Here is a 14,767-nt window from a genome sequence, read left to right on the forward strand (position 1 = left end):
GTTAATAAAGTAGTATATTTAGTCATTAATAATTCTAAAAACCCATAATTATGAAGAATCTTGTATTAATTTTCACCTTTTTAATTACTGTGGTCTCTTTTGGACAACAAGAGAGAGAATTAAAGCTTAACGATGACGAGAATGTTATTGACGTTACGTACTATCACGACAATGGAGTTGTAAGCCAAACAGGCTCATACACTTTAGATGGTAAACTTCAAGGGAATTGGTTGAGTTTTAATGCAGCAGGTGAAAAAGTTGTTTCTGCGAATTATGATAATGGGAAGAAAGTCGGCAAATGGTTTTACTGGTCTAATAAAACTTTAAAAGAAGTAGATTATAGTAACAATGCGATTGCGAGTGTTAATGAATGGAATAAGTCCAACATGGTACAACGTGATTAAATGAAGTTATAAAACTAAAAAAAGAGCATCCATACGGATGCTCTTTTTTTTTAGACTAATTTAATTATAATACTTACTCAACAGTCCAGGATGCTCCCCACGTAGCATAATCTGTTCCTGTTCCATTACCTGCGCCAGTAATAAAGTTCGCTTCTGTAAATGTTACACCTGTATCGTTTTTCATTGAAAGCGTTACATCAGTAAATGTTACGTTAGTTACATGTAAATCTCCACTAATAACACCGTTACCTGTAGGGTTGTCTCCGGAATCACCATCTAAATCAAATCCTTCACCATAACCTTGTAAAAGTACATTGTTAAAAACACCTTGAGTACCCGCTCTTAAACGAATAGCTTCGCTATCAGGATCTGCAGATGTTCCTAAACCTACAATTGTTAAATTATTTATAGTTGGTTTTGAGTAGTAACCACCTTCATTACTGAAATCTGTATTATAACCATCAGCTTCAACACCTTTATCGTGTTCAGCTCCATGTTTAACATAAGCATTAGTAATAGTGCCTGTATAACCTTCTGTCCAGTCAATTGAATCATCTTGTGCATTGATTACGGAAACATAACTGACGTTAACTGTTCCTCCAAAAAACTCAACACCATCATCTTTTCCTTCAAAAGCTTGAATGTATTCAACAACAGTTTCGTTACCTACACCGTAGAAAGAAATACCGTTGTTTTCAGCTTGACCGTCGGCAGCACCACCAGAATACTCAACACGAACATAACGTAATGTGCCTGAAGAATCATTAGTTAAATTTCCGCCGTATGGTAAACTAGCTATTTCAGAAGTAGAAGTAGACGTTCCAGTAGCAGAGTTGATAGGTGCTTTTCCTAGAAGAATTAATCCACCCCAGTCACCAGCAGAAGGTGATGCAGCGCTAGATGTAAATACAATTGGGCTGTTAGCTGTTCCATTTGCTAAAATTTTTGCGCCTTGAGATATGGCAATATAAACATCAGCTCCTGTGGCTTCAGCATAAATAGTTACACCTTCGTTAATGATTAAATTTGTACCATCAGTCATAATTACTGGGCCGTTAATAACATAGCACTTGTTAGCTTCTAACTCTAAATCAGATGTATATTCTGCAGCAAGAATTGTTGTGCACGAATCTTCACCGTTATTATTGCCGCCGTTGTTGTTCACTACACTACTGCTGTCATTGATGATGATGTCTGCAGTGTCATCAGATGTACAAGAGAAAAGCATTGATGCAATTGCCATTCCTAAAATTAGATTATTTTTCATTGTGTTCAATTTTTAATTAATTTTTATAGTTTAAGTGATTGTTAAAATGTGTATTTAAGTTGTAAGCTTATATCCATGCCGCGTTTGTAGTCTGATACACCTTTGCCATTTGCTGAATTCACCACAATATCTCCTAAAGTGGTTTCTCTAATATATGTTACGGTTGGATTTAATAAATTCATGACACTTAAGTTGATTTCAAACGTGTTACTAATGGTGTTTTTCCAAATGAAATCTAGAGTTGGAACACCCTTTTCAATAACATTTCCTAATTGCCCAGAACCTAAAGCGTCAATTCTGTCCGAGAAGTATGAGAATACTAAATTGGCAACTGGTTTGTAGTTTTTAAATGTTGGAGAATAACTAATATCTGCATTCAGTAAGAAAGGTGAAGCGCCTTGAAGGTGGTCTTTAGTTCTGTTAAAACTCACATCGTAAAAGTCGCCATCAATACGCTCATACAAATCTTGAGTGGTGTACATGTACGTGGCATTTAAACCAATGGATAAATCGGTGTCATCATTTTCATTGGTTATCAAATTTTTTCTGACTTCCAATTCAATGCCGTAAACATTAGCTTTATCACCAGTTCTAAAATAACGTTGTGTGCCTGTTGCATCGGCACCAACAACTAAATTAATAGGGTCTTTAATAATTTTTGTAAAAGCTCCAAGCGATAAAATTTCACTTTTGCTGAAAAACCATTCGTACTTTAAATCGAAATTATAAATTTTAGAATAGCCTTCTTCTAGTAGGTCTGGATTACCGCCAACTCGCACTGAAATATCTTCGTAAACAAATGGTGCTACTTCTTTAAACTCTGGTAGTGATGCTGTTTGACTGGCAGAAAATCGTAAGTTTTGGTCTTCATTCAGACTATATTTAATATTTAAGCTTGGCAAGAATAAGTTGTTTTTGGAAGTAATTTCATCTGTGCCTCGTAATCCTAAATTTATCACATTAAAAGCAATAGTTTGTTCAATAGATTCTAAACGAACACCAGGTACAAATAACCAGTTATCGCCTGCTTTAATTTCGGCATTTACATAGCCCGCATAAATATCTAAACGGCCTTGGTAGGTGTTTTCTGGCAGTCCAGGTCTATTTGTATTGGTATAACCAGGAATGGGTTTAATAACTTTTATTTCATAAAGTCCACCGGTGTTTTCATTAATTTGAAGATTATCTAATGAAAATATGGTGTTGAAATTATTGACATCCGTAACCGGATAATTACCTTGAACAATATCATAACCATAACGAATGTTATTAAAATTACGCGTTTTGCTTTTACCATTATAACCGATATTTAATTTGAGGTTTTCGGTAGCTTGATAAGCGAAATTTAAGTTTCCATTATATTCATCATCGGTAATACTTTGAAAGTAACGTTGGTTATCATAATCCACATTACTATAAAAAATAGGGTTTGTATTGGAATCGTTATCAAAAGCTAAATGGTAGTTTTCTAAACTGATTCGTTTACGGTCTGGCTGATCTGCATTTACATAATTATAGCCAAATCCCCAATCCACTTCAATTTTTCCAGATTTATGATTACCTAATAATTGATTCACAAACATTTTAGTTTGATCAAACTGCACATTCATTTGGTAGAAACCTTCATCTGTATTTTGTATAGCATCCCTATTTCTTCCATTTCCATTAGTTCCAAAATACCCAACAACGTCTGATGAGTTATTAATAAAAACCGAATTGAATTTAATGGAATTGGCGTCGTCAATTTTGTAGTTTACGTTTGCCATGGCTGTTGTGGTGGTGCCATATTCATACTCTTCAGCACTATCAACAAATGCTTTTTTCTCGGTAAGCGTAAAATCTCTGGTAGTTCCTTGGCGGTATTCAAAATTGTTTTCAAAAGAACCGGTAGCAAAAATGCTTAAGCGCGAACCATTTTTAAAATTAAATGATGTTCCTGTAGATGCGCCATAACTTACATTAATAGGTGTTCCAGCAGAAACAGGATCGATACCATGGGATAATACAACGGCAAACGGGTTGTGATCATAACGACCATAATATCCGGAATAGCCGGTTCCTTCGCTTTTTACAAAATCTTTATTAATGGCGTTGGTATTAAAACCACTTCCCATAAAAACATCTAAAAATCCGTTTCCTTTATAGTCTTTGGAGTTGATATTGACATTTCCCGCAGAAAAATCGCCATAAAAACCAACAGCATATGCTTTACTAATAGAGACGTTTTCAATAATATCAGAAGAAAATAAATCTAAATCTATGTTCTTTTTATTCACATCATTGGATGGAAGCGATAAACCATTCATAGTGGTATTTAAATAGCGATCGCCCAATCCACGAACATACACGTTGCTGGAACCTTCTTGTTTGGAAACCCCTGATATTTTGGCAACAGCTCCAGCCGCATTGCTGACGCCTTTTCGTGATAATTCTTCAGCGCCAATACTTTGTTTGATTTCAACTGCTTTTTTCTGTTCTAATAATAAAGCCACTTCACTTTCGCGTTTGGTTGTGGTTATTATAACAACTTCATCTAATGACGCTGCGCTTGCAGCCATAGGTAAATTTATTTCAGTAACCTTCCCTAAACTTATTTTTGCTTCTACTTCTTGAGTTTCGTAGCCAACAAAACTAAAAACAATGGTGTATGTTCCAGCTTCTAAATTGTCAATTAGATATAAACCATCCATATTGGTTGTGGTACCTTTTGTAGTTCCTTTAATTAAAACATTAGCAAAAGGAAGCGGCTCGTTGTTATATTCTTTATCCGTAATTTTTCCTGCTAATGAACCTGTATTTTGAGAATACGTTATTAGGGTTGTAAATAACAATAGGTTAAGAAGTAAATATTTCATGTGTTTTTTCCAAAATTTCTTACGGCAAAGAAACTGCAGAAATGTAAAGTCACGGTTAACTAGGTATTAAACCTATATCATAAAAACATTACCTGAAAGTTATGAGATTTTCTAAATAATCTGAATTCGAAACAGTTTCTTAACATTGAAAAAATACTATCTTGCAAGTCAATAGATTTGTACAATGAACTGGGAACAATTATTATCATTAAAGCGTTTTGGCGATACGAATAAACGCTTGCGAAAAGAACAAGATGAAACACGTTTAGGTTTTGAAGTCGATTATGATCGCATCATTTTTTCTTCAGAATTTAGAAGTTTACAAGATAAAACCCAGGTTATTCCCTTGTCGCAAACAGATTTTGTACACACACGATTAACACATAGTTTGGAGGTGAGTGTTGTGGGAAGAACACTTGGACGATTAGCAGGTAAGCAGTTAATTGAAAAATATCCACATTTACAAAACATTCATGGTTATCAGCCAAACGATTTTGGCGCTATTGTAGCGGCTGCAGCTTTGGCTCATGATATTGGAAATCCACCTTTTGGACATTCAGGAGAGAAAGCCATTGGTGAATTTTTTAAAACGGGAACAGGTAAAACGTTTCAAACGGAATTATCGGACAAAGAATATCAGGATTTATGTGATTTTGAAGGTAATGCCAATGGGTTTAAAATTCTAACGGAAAGCCGTATTGGTCGTGAAGGTGGTTTGCGTTTAAGCTATTCTACACTTGGCGCTTTTACAAAATACCCTAAAGAATCCTTACCTAAAAAGCCAACTAAACATATTGCCGATAAAAAATATGGCTTTTTTCAAGCTGATAAAACCGCCTTTGAAGATGTGGCAAGTGAGTTGGGTTTAATTTCTAGGGGAACGGATGATAATATAAGTTATGCCAGACATCCATTAACCTTTTTAGTGGAAGCAGCAGATGATATTTGCTACACCATAATCGATTTTGAAGATGGTATTAATTTAGGCCTTATTCAAGAGGAATTTGCTCTGGAATATTTAATAAAATTGGTGCGTGATAGGATTCAAACTAATAAATACCACCAATTATCAACCACGCAAGACCGCATTAGTTATTTACGGGCATTGGCTATAAATACGTTAATAAATGAAGCCGTTTCGGTGTTTATTGAAAATGAAGAAGCTATTTTAAATGATACCTTCCAGACCGCCTTATTGGATAAAAGTAAGTACGAAGCACAGATTACAGATATTATTAACATTAGTATAAAAAACGTCTATCAATCTAAAGAAGTTGTAGAAAAGGAAATTATGGGGTATCGTGTTATAAATACGCTATTGGAAACCTATGTATCTGCGGTTAATAATACTTATAATGGCACAGCTTCAAATTACGATACACTAATTTTAAATACCTTATCAGGAAATGTCAATATCCAAGAAGATTTGATTTATAAACGACTCTTAAATGTCTGTAATTATGTGGCGTCCTTATCTGATAGTCGGGCAATTCTGATTTATAAGAAAATTAAAGGAATGGCTTTTTAGTAAGATAAATCTCTCACAGTCAGCTTTTAATCGAAAATACTTGCTTATTAACGATGTATTTTTTATATTTAGCTTTCAAAATTAATTGAACTTAACTAAAATGAGAAAAAATATACTAGGAGCTATCGTTATATTTTTTGTAACCTTTGCTAGTTTGTTAGCCTTAAGCGAGTTGTCAGATAAGAATGATTCTGACATTGATTCAACCCAATTTTACGCAGAAGATTACTAATCTACATCTCCATAATTTTTAATATAAACGCTCTAATTTTTTTAGGGCTAATGCCTGAAATATCTTCAAGTTCTTCTATAGAACCTTGTTCAATAAACACGTCTGGAATACCCAATATCTTCAGTGTGTTTTTATAATTGAATTGGGATTTAAACTCTGAAATAGCACTTCCAAATCCACCTATAATTGTTCCGTTTTCTATCGTGATAATAGTTTCGTAATTATTAAAAATGGTATGTAATAACTGGACATCAAGTGGTTTAATAAAAGCCATGTCGTAATGGGAAATGGTTAAATCATGAATCGCTTGGTTCACGTTTTTCGCCACACTACCAATACTTAAAATCGCTATTTTTTCACCTAGCTTTAATTGTTCGCCTTTGCTAATTATTACTTCTTCAAAAGGCACTTGCCAATTTAAATTATCGCCTCGTCCTCTTGGATATCTTATAGCTATAGGGCTTTCAAGCTTTCCGAGCTGTGCTGTATAAAGTAAATTTCTTAAGGTAATTTCATTTCTTGGCGCTGCAATAATCATATTCGGAATACAACGTAAATAGGCTATATCAAAAACACCATGATGTGTGGCGCCATCTTCACCAACCAAACCAGCACGATCTAGACAGAAAATAACTGGTAAATTCTGCAAGGCCACATCATGAATTATTTGGTCGTAAGCACGTTGTAAAAAAGTAGAGTAGATGTTGCAAAACGGAATCATACCTTGTGTTGCCATACCAGCGGCAAGTGTTACGGCATGTTGTTCGGCTATACCAACATCAAATGCGCGATCGGGAAAAGCATCCATCATATATTTTAAGGAACTTCCGGTTGGCATAGCAGGTGTTATACCTACAATATTGTTGTTTTTATGGGCTAATTCTACTAAAGTTAAACCAAAAACATCTTGGTATTTTGGAGCTTGTAGGGTATTCGTTTTCGCAGGAATATCACCAGTAATAGCGTCAAATTTTCCAGGTGCATGATAAACCACTTGATTTTCTTCAGCCTGCTTTAAACCTTTACCCTTGGTGGTAATTATATGAAGGAATTTCGGGCCTTCAATCGTTTTTAGACGCTCCAATTCGGTAATCACTTTAAAAACATCATGACCATCAATAGGTCCTGAATAATTAAAATTTAAGGCTTCAAAAATGTTATCTTGTTTTTGAGTGCCTGTTTTTACGTTGGTTAAATATTGTTTCAATGCACCAACACTTGGGTCTATTCCTATAGCATTATCATTTAAAATAACGAGCAAGTTGGCATTTGTTACACCCGCATGATTTAGACCTTCAAAAGCCATTCCGCTGGCAATGGAGGCATCACCAATAATGGCAATATGGTGTTTTTTAAAATCACCTTGAATTTGTGAAGCAATGGCCATGCCTAAAGCAGCCGAAATAGAAGTCGACGAATGTCCTGTGCCAAACGTATCATAGATGCTTTCAGAGCGTTTGGGAAATCCACTAATGCCATATAACTGTCTGTTGGTATCAAAATTGGCTTTTCTATCAGTTAGTATTTTATGAACATAAGCTTGATGTCCAACATCCCAAATTAATAAATCATGTGGCGTATTAAACACATAATGTAGAGCAATAGTTAATTCTACTACACCTAAACTAGCACCTAAATGGCCTTCTTTTGTGGCCACTATATTTATGATGAATTGACGTAATTCTTTTGCTAAACCAGGCAGTTTGTTTTGATTTAGTGTTCGTAAATCTGCAGGTGTATTTATAGTGTCAAGAATGTTTAAATTCATCGCTTTGTATTATGATGTAAAGCTATTAAAATAGCCTATATTTTATGAATTTTTCGAAATAAATCGAATAATTATTCTTAATACCTATACTAACTTACTTATATTTGATGAATTATATTAAAAAACCTCTAATTTTTAATTCTGAAAAATGAAAAATAACTACGCAAAAAAGTTACTCTTCTTGGCCGTTTTGGTATTTGCCAATGTGGTTTATGCGCAAAGTAACTTAATGGAATCGAATTACGCATCTGTAATTCAAAATTATCTCAATCAAAATAAAGAAAAATATGGCTTATCAGTAAGTGATATTTCTGATTTAACCGTTGATAATGAATTCCTTTCAAAAAACAGCAAAATTACGCATGTGTATGTTAATCAAAGATACCAAGGTATTCCGATTTTCAATGCTTTATCAAGTGTTGCTATTAAGGGTAATGCTGTTTTTTATTATGCTAATAGATTTACAGGTAATGTTAATCAAAGGATTAATACAACATCTCCACAATTAACGGCAAAGCAAGCTATTCAGAATGTTGCAACGCAATTAAATTTGGGCTCTGTTCAGAATTTAGATTTAATTGAAAAGAATAACAACACCTATGTTTATTCAAATGGTGCTATTTCTCAAGCAACTATTCCAGTTAAATTAGTGTATTTTCAAAACGAAGCAGGAAACTTAACCCTTTCATGGGATTTAAGTATTCATACTTTGGATGGTGCTAATTGGTATAGTGTTCGTGTTGATGCAGTTTCTGGAGAAATTAATAATCAAAACGATTGGATTTTAACGTGTAATTTCGGCGATTTAGATCACATAAATCATGGTCATGTTGCAAATACTTTAAAACAAGTAGAATCTAATTTCACCTTGTTTAAAGAGGTTTCTTATTTAGCAGATGGTTCTCAATATAATGTTTATGCATTTCCTGTGAGTGCTCCAAATGATGGAGATAGAATGTTAGTAACAGAGCCTGCTGATTTAGTTGCATCGCCTTATGGATGGCATGATATTAATGGCACTGCAGGTGCTGATTTTACAATTGCACGTGGTAACAATGTTTGGGCCATGGAAGATAGAGATGGTAATGACGGATTTGGATATTCTCCAAGTGGATCATCGACATTGAATTTTGACTTCCCGTTAGATTTTAACCAACAGCCTGAAGGTTATCAAGATGCATCTATAACCAACTTGTTCTATGTAAACAATATGATGCACGATATTTGGTATAAATATGGTTTTGATGAAGCAAGTGGTAATTTTCAAGCTAATAATTATGGAAATGGTGGTGTTGCTAACGACTATGTTCGCGCAGATGCCCAAGATGGAAATGGTCTTAATGGTTCTATAAATAATGCCTCTTTTGGAACACCTCCAGACGGTTCAAATCCAAGCATGCGCATGTTTTTATGGTCAGCACCAGGAGGAGGAGTTCAAAATTTAGTGACGGTAAATAATAGTTCAGCAATTGGATCATATGTAGCAGCTAATCCGGCAACAGAAGCACCTAATAATATTTTAGGAATAGGACCAACCCCTGTTACAGCTGATTTGCAATTGGTGACTGATGGAACAGCGGCACCTACATTAGGTTGTAATCCAGTAGCTAGCGTAGCTGGTAAAATAGCCGTAATTAGAAGAGGAACCTGTCCATTTGTTGATAAAATTCAAAATGCGCAAGATGCAGGTGCCGTTGCTGTTATTGTACTTAATCACAATAACCCAGATAATGATCCAGCTTATGTGCCTTACGTAACTATGGCTGGTGAAGCAAATCCGTTATTTACAATACCCTCTGTATTTATGAATTTTGCTGATGGTGAAATTCTACTTGCAGCAATGCAAACAGAAACCGTTAATGTTACATTACAAGGGCCAAGTCCTTTTATGCTAGATGGTAGTTTAGATAATGGTATTGTAGCACATGAATATGGTCATGGTATTTCAAACCGTTTAACAGGTGGCGCTTTTCAAACAACTTGTTTAACAAATGCAACCCAAATGGGTGAAGGTTGGTCAGATTGGTTTGCCATGATGCTTACCATAAAACCTGGAGATGCAGGGGATGATGCAAGAGCTGCGGTTACCTATTCATTGGGTCAGCCAAACGATGGTCCTGGATTGCCAGATAGACCTTACAGGTATTCAACCGACATGAGTGAAAACCCTTTTACTTATGCTATTACAAACAATACGAATCTTTCTGCGCCTCACGGTATAGGTTCTGTATGGGCAACTATGTTATGGGATTTGTCATGGGCATATATAGAAAAGTACAGTTTTGATGCAGATTTGTTTAATGGTGTAGGTGGAAATAATAAAGTGATGCAATTAGTAATTGATGGTCTTAAGTTACAGCCTTGTAGTCCTGATTTTATCGATGGTCGTGATGCTCTTTTAGCTGCCGATATGGCAACTACAGGAGGTGAAGATCAGTGTATGATTTGGGAAGTATTTTCTAATAGAGGTTTAGGTTTAAACGCATCTGGTGGTAGTAAATTTAGTAGAACAGATCAGGTTGAAGATTTCAGTATGCCTTTAGATACAGATCCTTCGTTACAAAACTGTACAAGCTTAAGTGTGGACGAGTTTAAACAAAGTGATTATAAAGTGTATCCAAATCCAACTAATAATAACTTGTTTATTAAAACGAATAAGAGCTATGGTCAAGTAATTATGACGATTACGGATATGAACGGAAGGCAGGTTTATAACAAGGAAGTTGATTTATTTGGAACGGTAGAAATTAATATGAATACATTACAATCTGGTATTTACATATTAAATATGAAGGGTCAGAATATTGATGCTAACCATAAGATTATTAAAAACTAATAATTTTCGAATGATATTTTAAAAAGGCAACTAGTAATTTAGTTGCCTTTTTTATTTTTGTAAAATGGAGATACTTTTTGATGATGCTTATTTTATGAAGAAAGCCTTAATGGAAGCTGAAACAGCTTTTGATAAAGGCGAAATTCCTGTTGGTGCTGTAATTGTAATTGATAATAGAGTTATAGCTCGAGGACATAATCTTACCGAAATGCTAAATGATGTTACAGCTCATGCTGAAATGCAAGCTATTACAGCTGCTGCAAATTTTTTAGGAGGTAAATATTTACACAACTGTACATTATATGTTACGTTAGAGCCATGCCAAATGTGTGCTGGTGCATTGTATTGGAGCCAGATAAGTAACATTGTATATGGTGCTCGCGATGAAGAACGCGGTTGCATAAACTTACAAACCAAACTACATCCTAAAACACTTATAAAAGGAGGCGTCATGGCCGATGAAGCTGCTTTATTATTAAAGCGATTTTTTATTGAAAGAAGAAATTTAAATTAGTGCTTCTTTCGCTTTTGATTTTCCCGCATTTTATCCAGATTTTCTTGCGTTAGCATGTAATCACTCAACTTTTTATCTTTCCATCGATACCAAGAAAAGAGCGGAAAAACAATAAAAAACAAACCTAAAACTCCGCCTCCAACCAGTTTCGGAGCATATTCTGTGTCAAGTGTTAGGCCGGAAACAATAGCAGTCATGGTTATAATGAAAAGCAAGAAAATAATATACTTCATAATTAGTTTGTAATATTTATAAGTTTTCTACGATAGGCTGTTAAAAGCTTCGATTTTGAAATAAAACCAATATACTCGTTCTGTTTTACAACCGGTAAATTCCAAGCATTACTATCTTGAAATTTCTTCATAATAGTGGTCATCTTATCTTTTTCCATATCAATAATTGCCGGTGGATTTTGCATGATTTCTTTGGCTAGAACTTCATCATACAGTGTTTGAATAAACATAATAGGTCTAATATCATCTAGTAAAATAATACCCACGAGCATTTTTGTTTTATCGTCTATAACGGGGAAAATGTTTCGATTAGATTTTACTACCGCATTGTGCACGATGTCTCCCAAAGTCATTTCGGGTGAAATACTTATAAAATTCGTTTCAATAATAGAGTTAATATCCATTAACGTCAGTACAGCATGATCTTTGTCATGGGTAATCAAATCGCCTTTTCGGCCTAATTCCATGGTATAAACAGAGTGCGGATAAAAGCGCTTTGTTAAACTAAATGAAATGGTAGCTGTCAGCATTAGCGGAATAAATAAATCATAACCACCGGTAAGTTCAGCAATCAAGAAAATAGCCGTTAAAGGTGCGTGTAATACGCCAGACAGCAAGCCTGCCATACCTACCAGTGTAAAATTACTTTCGGAAACTGAAAAGCCTAAACCACAATTGTTAATGATTTTAGCAATACAATTCCCCATCATACTCCCCATAAAAAGCGTTGGTGCAAAAATACCTCCCACACCACCGGCTCCAAATGTAATGGCACTCGCTATAATTTTAAAAAACACTAATCCTGCTAATAGCCCAATAACTACCCAAATATTAGCGAGATCTAAATTGAAGAAATTATTTACTAGTGCTTTTTCAGGGTTTCCAGCAATTAAATTATTCATAACATCAAAACCTTCACCATAAAGCGGTGGGATAAAATAAATAAGAATTCCTATGGCAACACCACCGACTAATATGCGATGCCAGGCCGATTTTAATCTATCGAAATATTTTTGAATTCTTTCATAGATTTCAGAAAAATACATAGATATTAAACCAGCGAATACGCCCAGAATAATATAAAAAGGGACATCGGAAATTGAAAATTCTCCCTGAATATCAAAAGGTAATAACACATCACTACCGAAGAAAAAATACGAGGTTAAAATCGCTGATAACGAGGCTAATAATAAGGGTAGCATGGATGCAATCGTTAAGTCCAAGCTAAACACTTCTATGGCGAAAATTATGGCTGCTACTGGAGCTTTAAATATAGATGATAAGGCGCCTGCAGCTGCACAGCCAATTAATAAAGTTTTTGTTTGCTGATTAACATGAAATAGTTTTGAAATATTGGAGCTTATTGCCGCACCTGTAGCTACCGTTGGACCTTCCAAACCTACAGAGCCTCCAAAACCAACAGTTATCGGGGCAGTTAAAAACGACCCAAACATTTGATAACGTTTAATAATGCCTTTTCGCTTAGCTATGGCATAGAGTGTAGACGGAATACCATGACTTACCTTGTTACGAATAATATATTTTATGATGAGATAAACTAAAGCAAATCCAATAATTGGAAAGACAAAATAAAAGGCGTTATGGTAATATTTTACCAAATTTCCCTCTAATAAATGTTGAATATAATGCGTTAAGTTTTTTAGAATAACAGCGCCAACACCAGAAGTAAAACCAACCAGTATACTTAAAAGATAGACGAACTGCTTGTTCGAAATGTGTTTAGCACGCCAAATAAGAAATCGTTTAAAATAGGTTCTGTTAGGCATTTTCGTCGTGTAATTCTAGTTTTAACGTCTGCAAATCTTCTAAATATATTTGCCGTAAGGTTTCCACATACGGTCTATTGTTATAATAGCCTTGTTTGAATTGATCAATAGCGACATTGATTAACGTTTCTGATAAAGCTATATTTCCTTCTTGTTGGGCTAATAAAGCTAAATAATATTTTGCGTCAGCACTGATGTCTCTACCGTGTTCTAGGCGTTTTTCGAAATTATATTGCGCTTTTTCATAATCTCCAGATTCATAATAAGCAATGCCGCGATATAAAAATGCGGTAAGTTCTACCCAGTCTTCACCTGATTCTTCTATTTCTTGATTGATGTATTTATCAAAATATAGGATGGAATTATCATAATCCTTTAAACCTAAATAGGCAATTCCGCGCCAATAATCTACACTATGACCTTGCGGCTGATCCACAAAATTTGGCGTTAAGGTATCAGAGGCGTCAAAATCGGCAATCGCTTTCTTATAATCTCTGTAAAACCATAAATATAAATATCCTCGCCATGGAATTCGCGTCACCGAATCTAATGGAATAGCTTTGTCATATTGTTCCTTCCATTTATGAGGCATACCACGTTTTAAATACGCAACAGAAAGTTCATAAACTGCTTGTTCATACGTGGAATCTATTTCAATAGCACGTGCAATGCCGTTGATACTACCAGCCGAACCTTGTCCAAAATTGGTAACACCAAAACTGTAGGATTCTTCGGCTTTTTCACGTTTAGTTTGACATGAGAAAAGACAAAGAACAACACAGATATTAAGGAATAATTTCAGTAATCTCGCCATGTTCTATTCTATAAGATATATACATATAGGAATCTCGATATTCATCATATAAATAATTTGGATTCCATGTTTTCAGTTCTGTTGTAAGTTGAAATAATTGGTCTACTAACGCTTTATTAAATGTTTTAGGATGCAGGTCTAAATCATTTTCATGAATGACATAACGCCCAGCTTCCCCTTTACAATTAATAACAAATCGGATGTTTAAATATCCTGAATCTGTATAATTCTCATTTTTATAATGTGAAAGAATAAAGGTTCGTAAACCATTTTTACCTTTGCTGTAAGTGGCACGTTCTGGATTATAATATTGTAAAATATAATTTTCATTACAAACTTCAAAACCGTCGCTTAACAAAGCCGTTTCAGGATCTATATATTCAACTGCATGTGTATATTTTTGTTCCGGTATAAACTTGTACTTAAACATATAATAGGCATAACCATATAAAGCAAATAGGGCAATGGTAAGCACTAAAACAACATACATAATAATTTTAAAAACGCGTTTCCACTTCATTAGTTAAAA

At 34.6% G+C, this 14,767-nt stretch carries 11 protein-coding genes; 4 read left to right on the plus strand and 7 right to left on the minus strand.

What is annotated here, in order from left to right; all coding sequences use genetic code 11:
• Positions 1–50: 50 nt before the first annotated feature.
• Entirely contained in the window at positions 51–404 is a 354-nt protein-coding gene (locus ES675_RS04615) for a toxin-antitoxin system YwqK family antitoxin (RefSeq protein WP_066248801.1), read from the plus strand.
• A gap of 73 nt (positions 405–477) precedes the next feature.
• Here ES675_RS04615 and ES675_RS04620 read toward each other — a convergent pair whose 3' ends face one another.
• Both ES675_RS04620 and ES675_RS04625 read right to left on the minus strand, forming a co-directional pair.
• Positions 478–1,671, minus strand: a complete 1,194-nt coding sequence (locus ES675_RS04620) for a multidrug transporter (protein WP_066248804.1) — start codon at positions 1,669–1,671, stop codon at positions 478–480.
• 41 nt (positions 1,672–1,712) lie between these two features.
• On the minus strand, positions 1,713–4,526 hold the full coding sequence (locus ES675_RS04625; RefSeq protein WP_066248805.1) for a TonB-dependent receptor: 2,814 nt from the start codon (positions 4,524–4,526) through the stop codon (positions 1,713–1,715).
• Between the two features lie 184 nt (positions 4,527–4,710).
• On the opposite strand from ES675_RS04625, the gene ES675_RS04630 reads away from it, so the two are divergent.
• Positions 4,711–6,054 carry a deoxyguanosinetriphosphate triphosphohydrolase gene (locus ES675_RS04630; RefSeq protein ID WP_066248807.1) on the plus strand — a complete coding sequence of 448 codons (1,344 nt, stop codon included), beginning with the start codon at positions 4,711–4,713 and terminating at the stop codon, positions 6,052–6,054.
• A 233-nt stretch (positions 6,055–6,287) separates the two neighbouring features.
• On the opposite strand, the gene ES675_RS04635 is transcribed toward ES675_RS04630, so the two are convergent.
• Positions 6,288–8,054 carry a 1-deoxy-D-xylulose-5-phosphate synthase gene (locus ES675_RS04635; RefSeq protein ID WP_066248810.1) on the minus strand — a complete coding sequence of 589 codons (1,767 nt, stop codon included), beginning with the start codon at positions 8,052–8,054 and terminating at the stop codon, positions 6,288–6,290.
• A 148-nt stretch (positions 8,055–8,202) separates the two neighbouring features.
• Here ES675_RS04635 and ES675_RS04640 point away from each other — a divergent pair, with 148 nt between their 5' ends.
• Both ES675_RS04640 and ES675_RS04645 read left to right on the plus strand, forming a co-directional pair.
• Positions 8,203–10,890, plus strand: a complete 2,688-nt coding sequence (locus ES675_RS04640) for a T9SS-dependent M36 family metallopeptidase (RefSeq protein WP_066248814.1) — start codon at positions 8,203–8,205, stop codon at positions 10,888–10,890.
• A gap of 64 nt (positions 10,891–10,954) precedes the next feature.
• Positions 10,955–11,404 carry a nucleoside deaminase gene (locus ES675_RS04645; protein ID WP_066248818.1) on the plus strand — a complete coding sequence of 150 codons (450 nt, stop codon included), beginning with the start codon at positions 10,955–10,957 and terminating at the stop codon, positions 11,402–11,404.
• Here the strand turns inward: ES675_RS04645 and ES675_RS04650 are convergent.
• Genes ES675_RS04650 through ES675_RS04665 form a run of 4 tightly spaced genes read right to left on the minus strand, consistent with a single transcriptional unit; the run spans position 11,401 to position 14,758 of the window.
• Positions 11,401–11,637, minus strand: coding sequence for a hypothetical protein (locus ES675_RS04650; RefSeq protein WP_066248820.1), 237 nt, complete (start codon positions 11,635–11,637; stop codon positions 11,401–11,403). The two genes, ES675_RS04645 and ES675_RS04650, sit on opposite strands and share 4 nt — an antisense overlap.
• Before the next feature lie 2 nt (positions 11,638–11,639).
• Positions 11,640–13,424, minus strand: a complete 1,785-nt coding sequence (locus ES675_RS04655; RefSeq protein ID WP_066248822.1) for a chloride channel protein — start codon at positions 13,422–13,424, stop codon at positions 11,640–11,642.
• Positions 13,417–14,238 (minus strand): tetratricopeptide repeat protein, encoded by an 822-nt coding sequence (locus ES675_RS04660; protein ID WP_066248825.1) that lies wholly within the window; start codon positions 14,236–14,238, stop codon positions 13,417–13,419. The genes ES675_RS04655 and ES675_RS04660 overlap by 8 nt, the downstream gene beginning before the upstream one ends.
• Positions 14,210–14,758, minus strand: a complete 549-nt coding sequence (locus ES675_RS04665) for a hypothetical protein (protein ID WP_066248828.1) — start codon at positions 14,756–14,758, stop codon at positions 14,210–14,212. Before ES675_RS04665 ends, ES675_RS04660 begins: the two co-directional genes overlap by 29 nt.
• Between the last annotated feature and the right edge of the window lie 9 nt (positions 14,759–14,767).

The organism is Algorimicrobium algoritergicola, from assembly GCF_008086165.1.
Classification (GTDB): domain Bacteria; phylum Bacteroidota; class Bacteroidia; order Flavobacteriales; family Flavobacteriaceae; genus Algorimicrobium; species Algorimicrobium algoritergicola.

What these genes read in the sequence shown, in the direction of transcription:
- ES675_RS04615 (WP_066248801.1), top strand. Translation starts at nt 51, where the DNA reads ATGAAGAATCTTGTATTAATTTTCACCTTTTTAATTACTGTGGTCTCT.
- ES675_RS04655 (WP_066248822.1), bottom strand. Translation starts at nt 13,424, where the DNA reads ATGCCTAACAGAACCTATTTTAAACGATTTCTTATTTGGCGTGCTAAA.
- ES675_RS04650 (WP_066248820.1), bottom strand. Translation starts at nt 11,637, where the DNA reads ATGAAGTATATTATTTTCTTGCTTTTCATTATAACCATGACTGCTATT.
- ES675_RS04660 (WP_066248825.1), bottom strand. Translation starts at nt 14,238, where the DNA reads ATGGCGAGATTACTGAAATTATTCCTTAATATCTGTGTTGTTCTTTGT.
- ES675_RS04625 (WP_066248805.1), bottom strand. Translation starts at nt 4,526, where the DNA reads ATGAAATATTTACTTCTTAACCTATTGTTATTTACAACCCTAATAACG.
- ES675_RS04630 (WP_066248807.1), top strand. Translation starts at nt 4,711, where the DNA reads ATGAACTGGGAACAATTATTATCATTAAAGCGTTTTGGCGATACGAAT.
- ES675_RS04665 (WP_066248828.1), bottom strand. Translation starts at nt 14,758, where the DNA reads ATGAAGTGGAAACGCGTTTTTAAAATTATTATGTATGTTGTTTTAGTG.
- ES675_RS04635 (WP_066248810.1), bottom strand. Translation starts at nt 8,054, where the DNA reads ATGAATTTAAACATTCTTGACACTATAAATACACCTGCAGATTTACGA.
- ES675_RS04640 (WP_066248814.1), top strand. Translation starts at nt 8,203, where the DNA reads ATGAAAAATAACTACGCAAAAAAGTTACTCTTCTTGGCCGTTTTGGTA.
- ES675_RS04620 (WP_066248804.1), bottom strand. Translation starts at nt 1,671, where the DNA reads ATGAAAAATAATCTAATTTTAGGAATGGCAATTGCATCAATGCTTTTC.
- ES675_RS04645 (WP_066248818.1), top strand. Translation starts at nt 10,955, where the DNA reads ATGGAGATACTTTTTGATGATGCTTATTTTATGAAGAAAGCCTTAATG.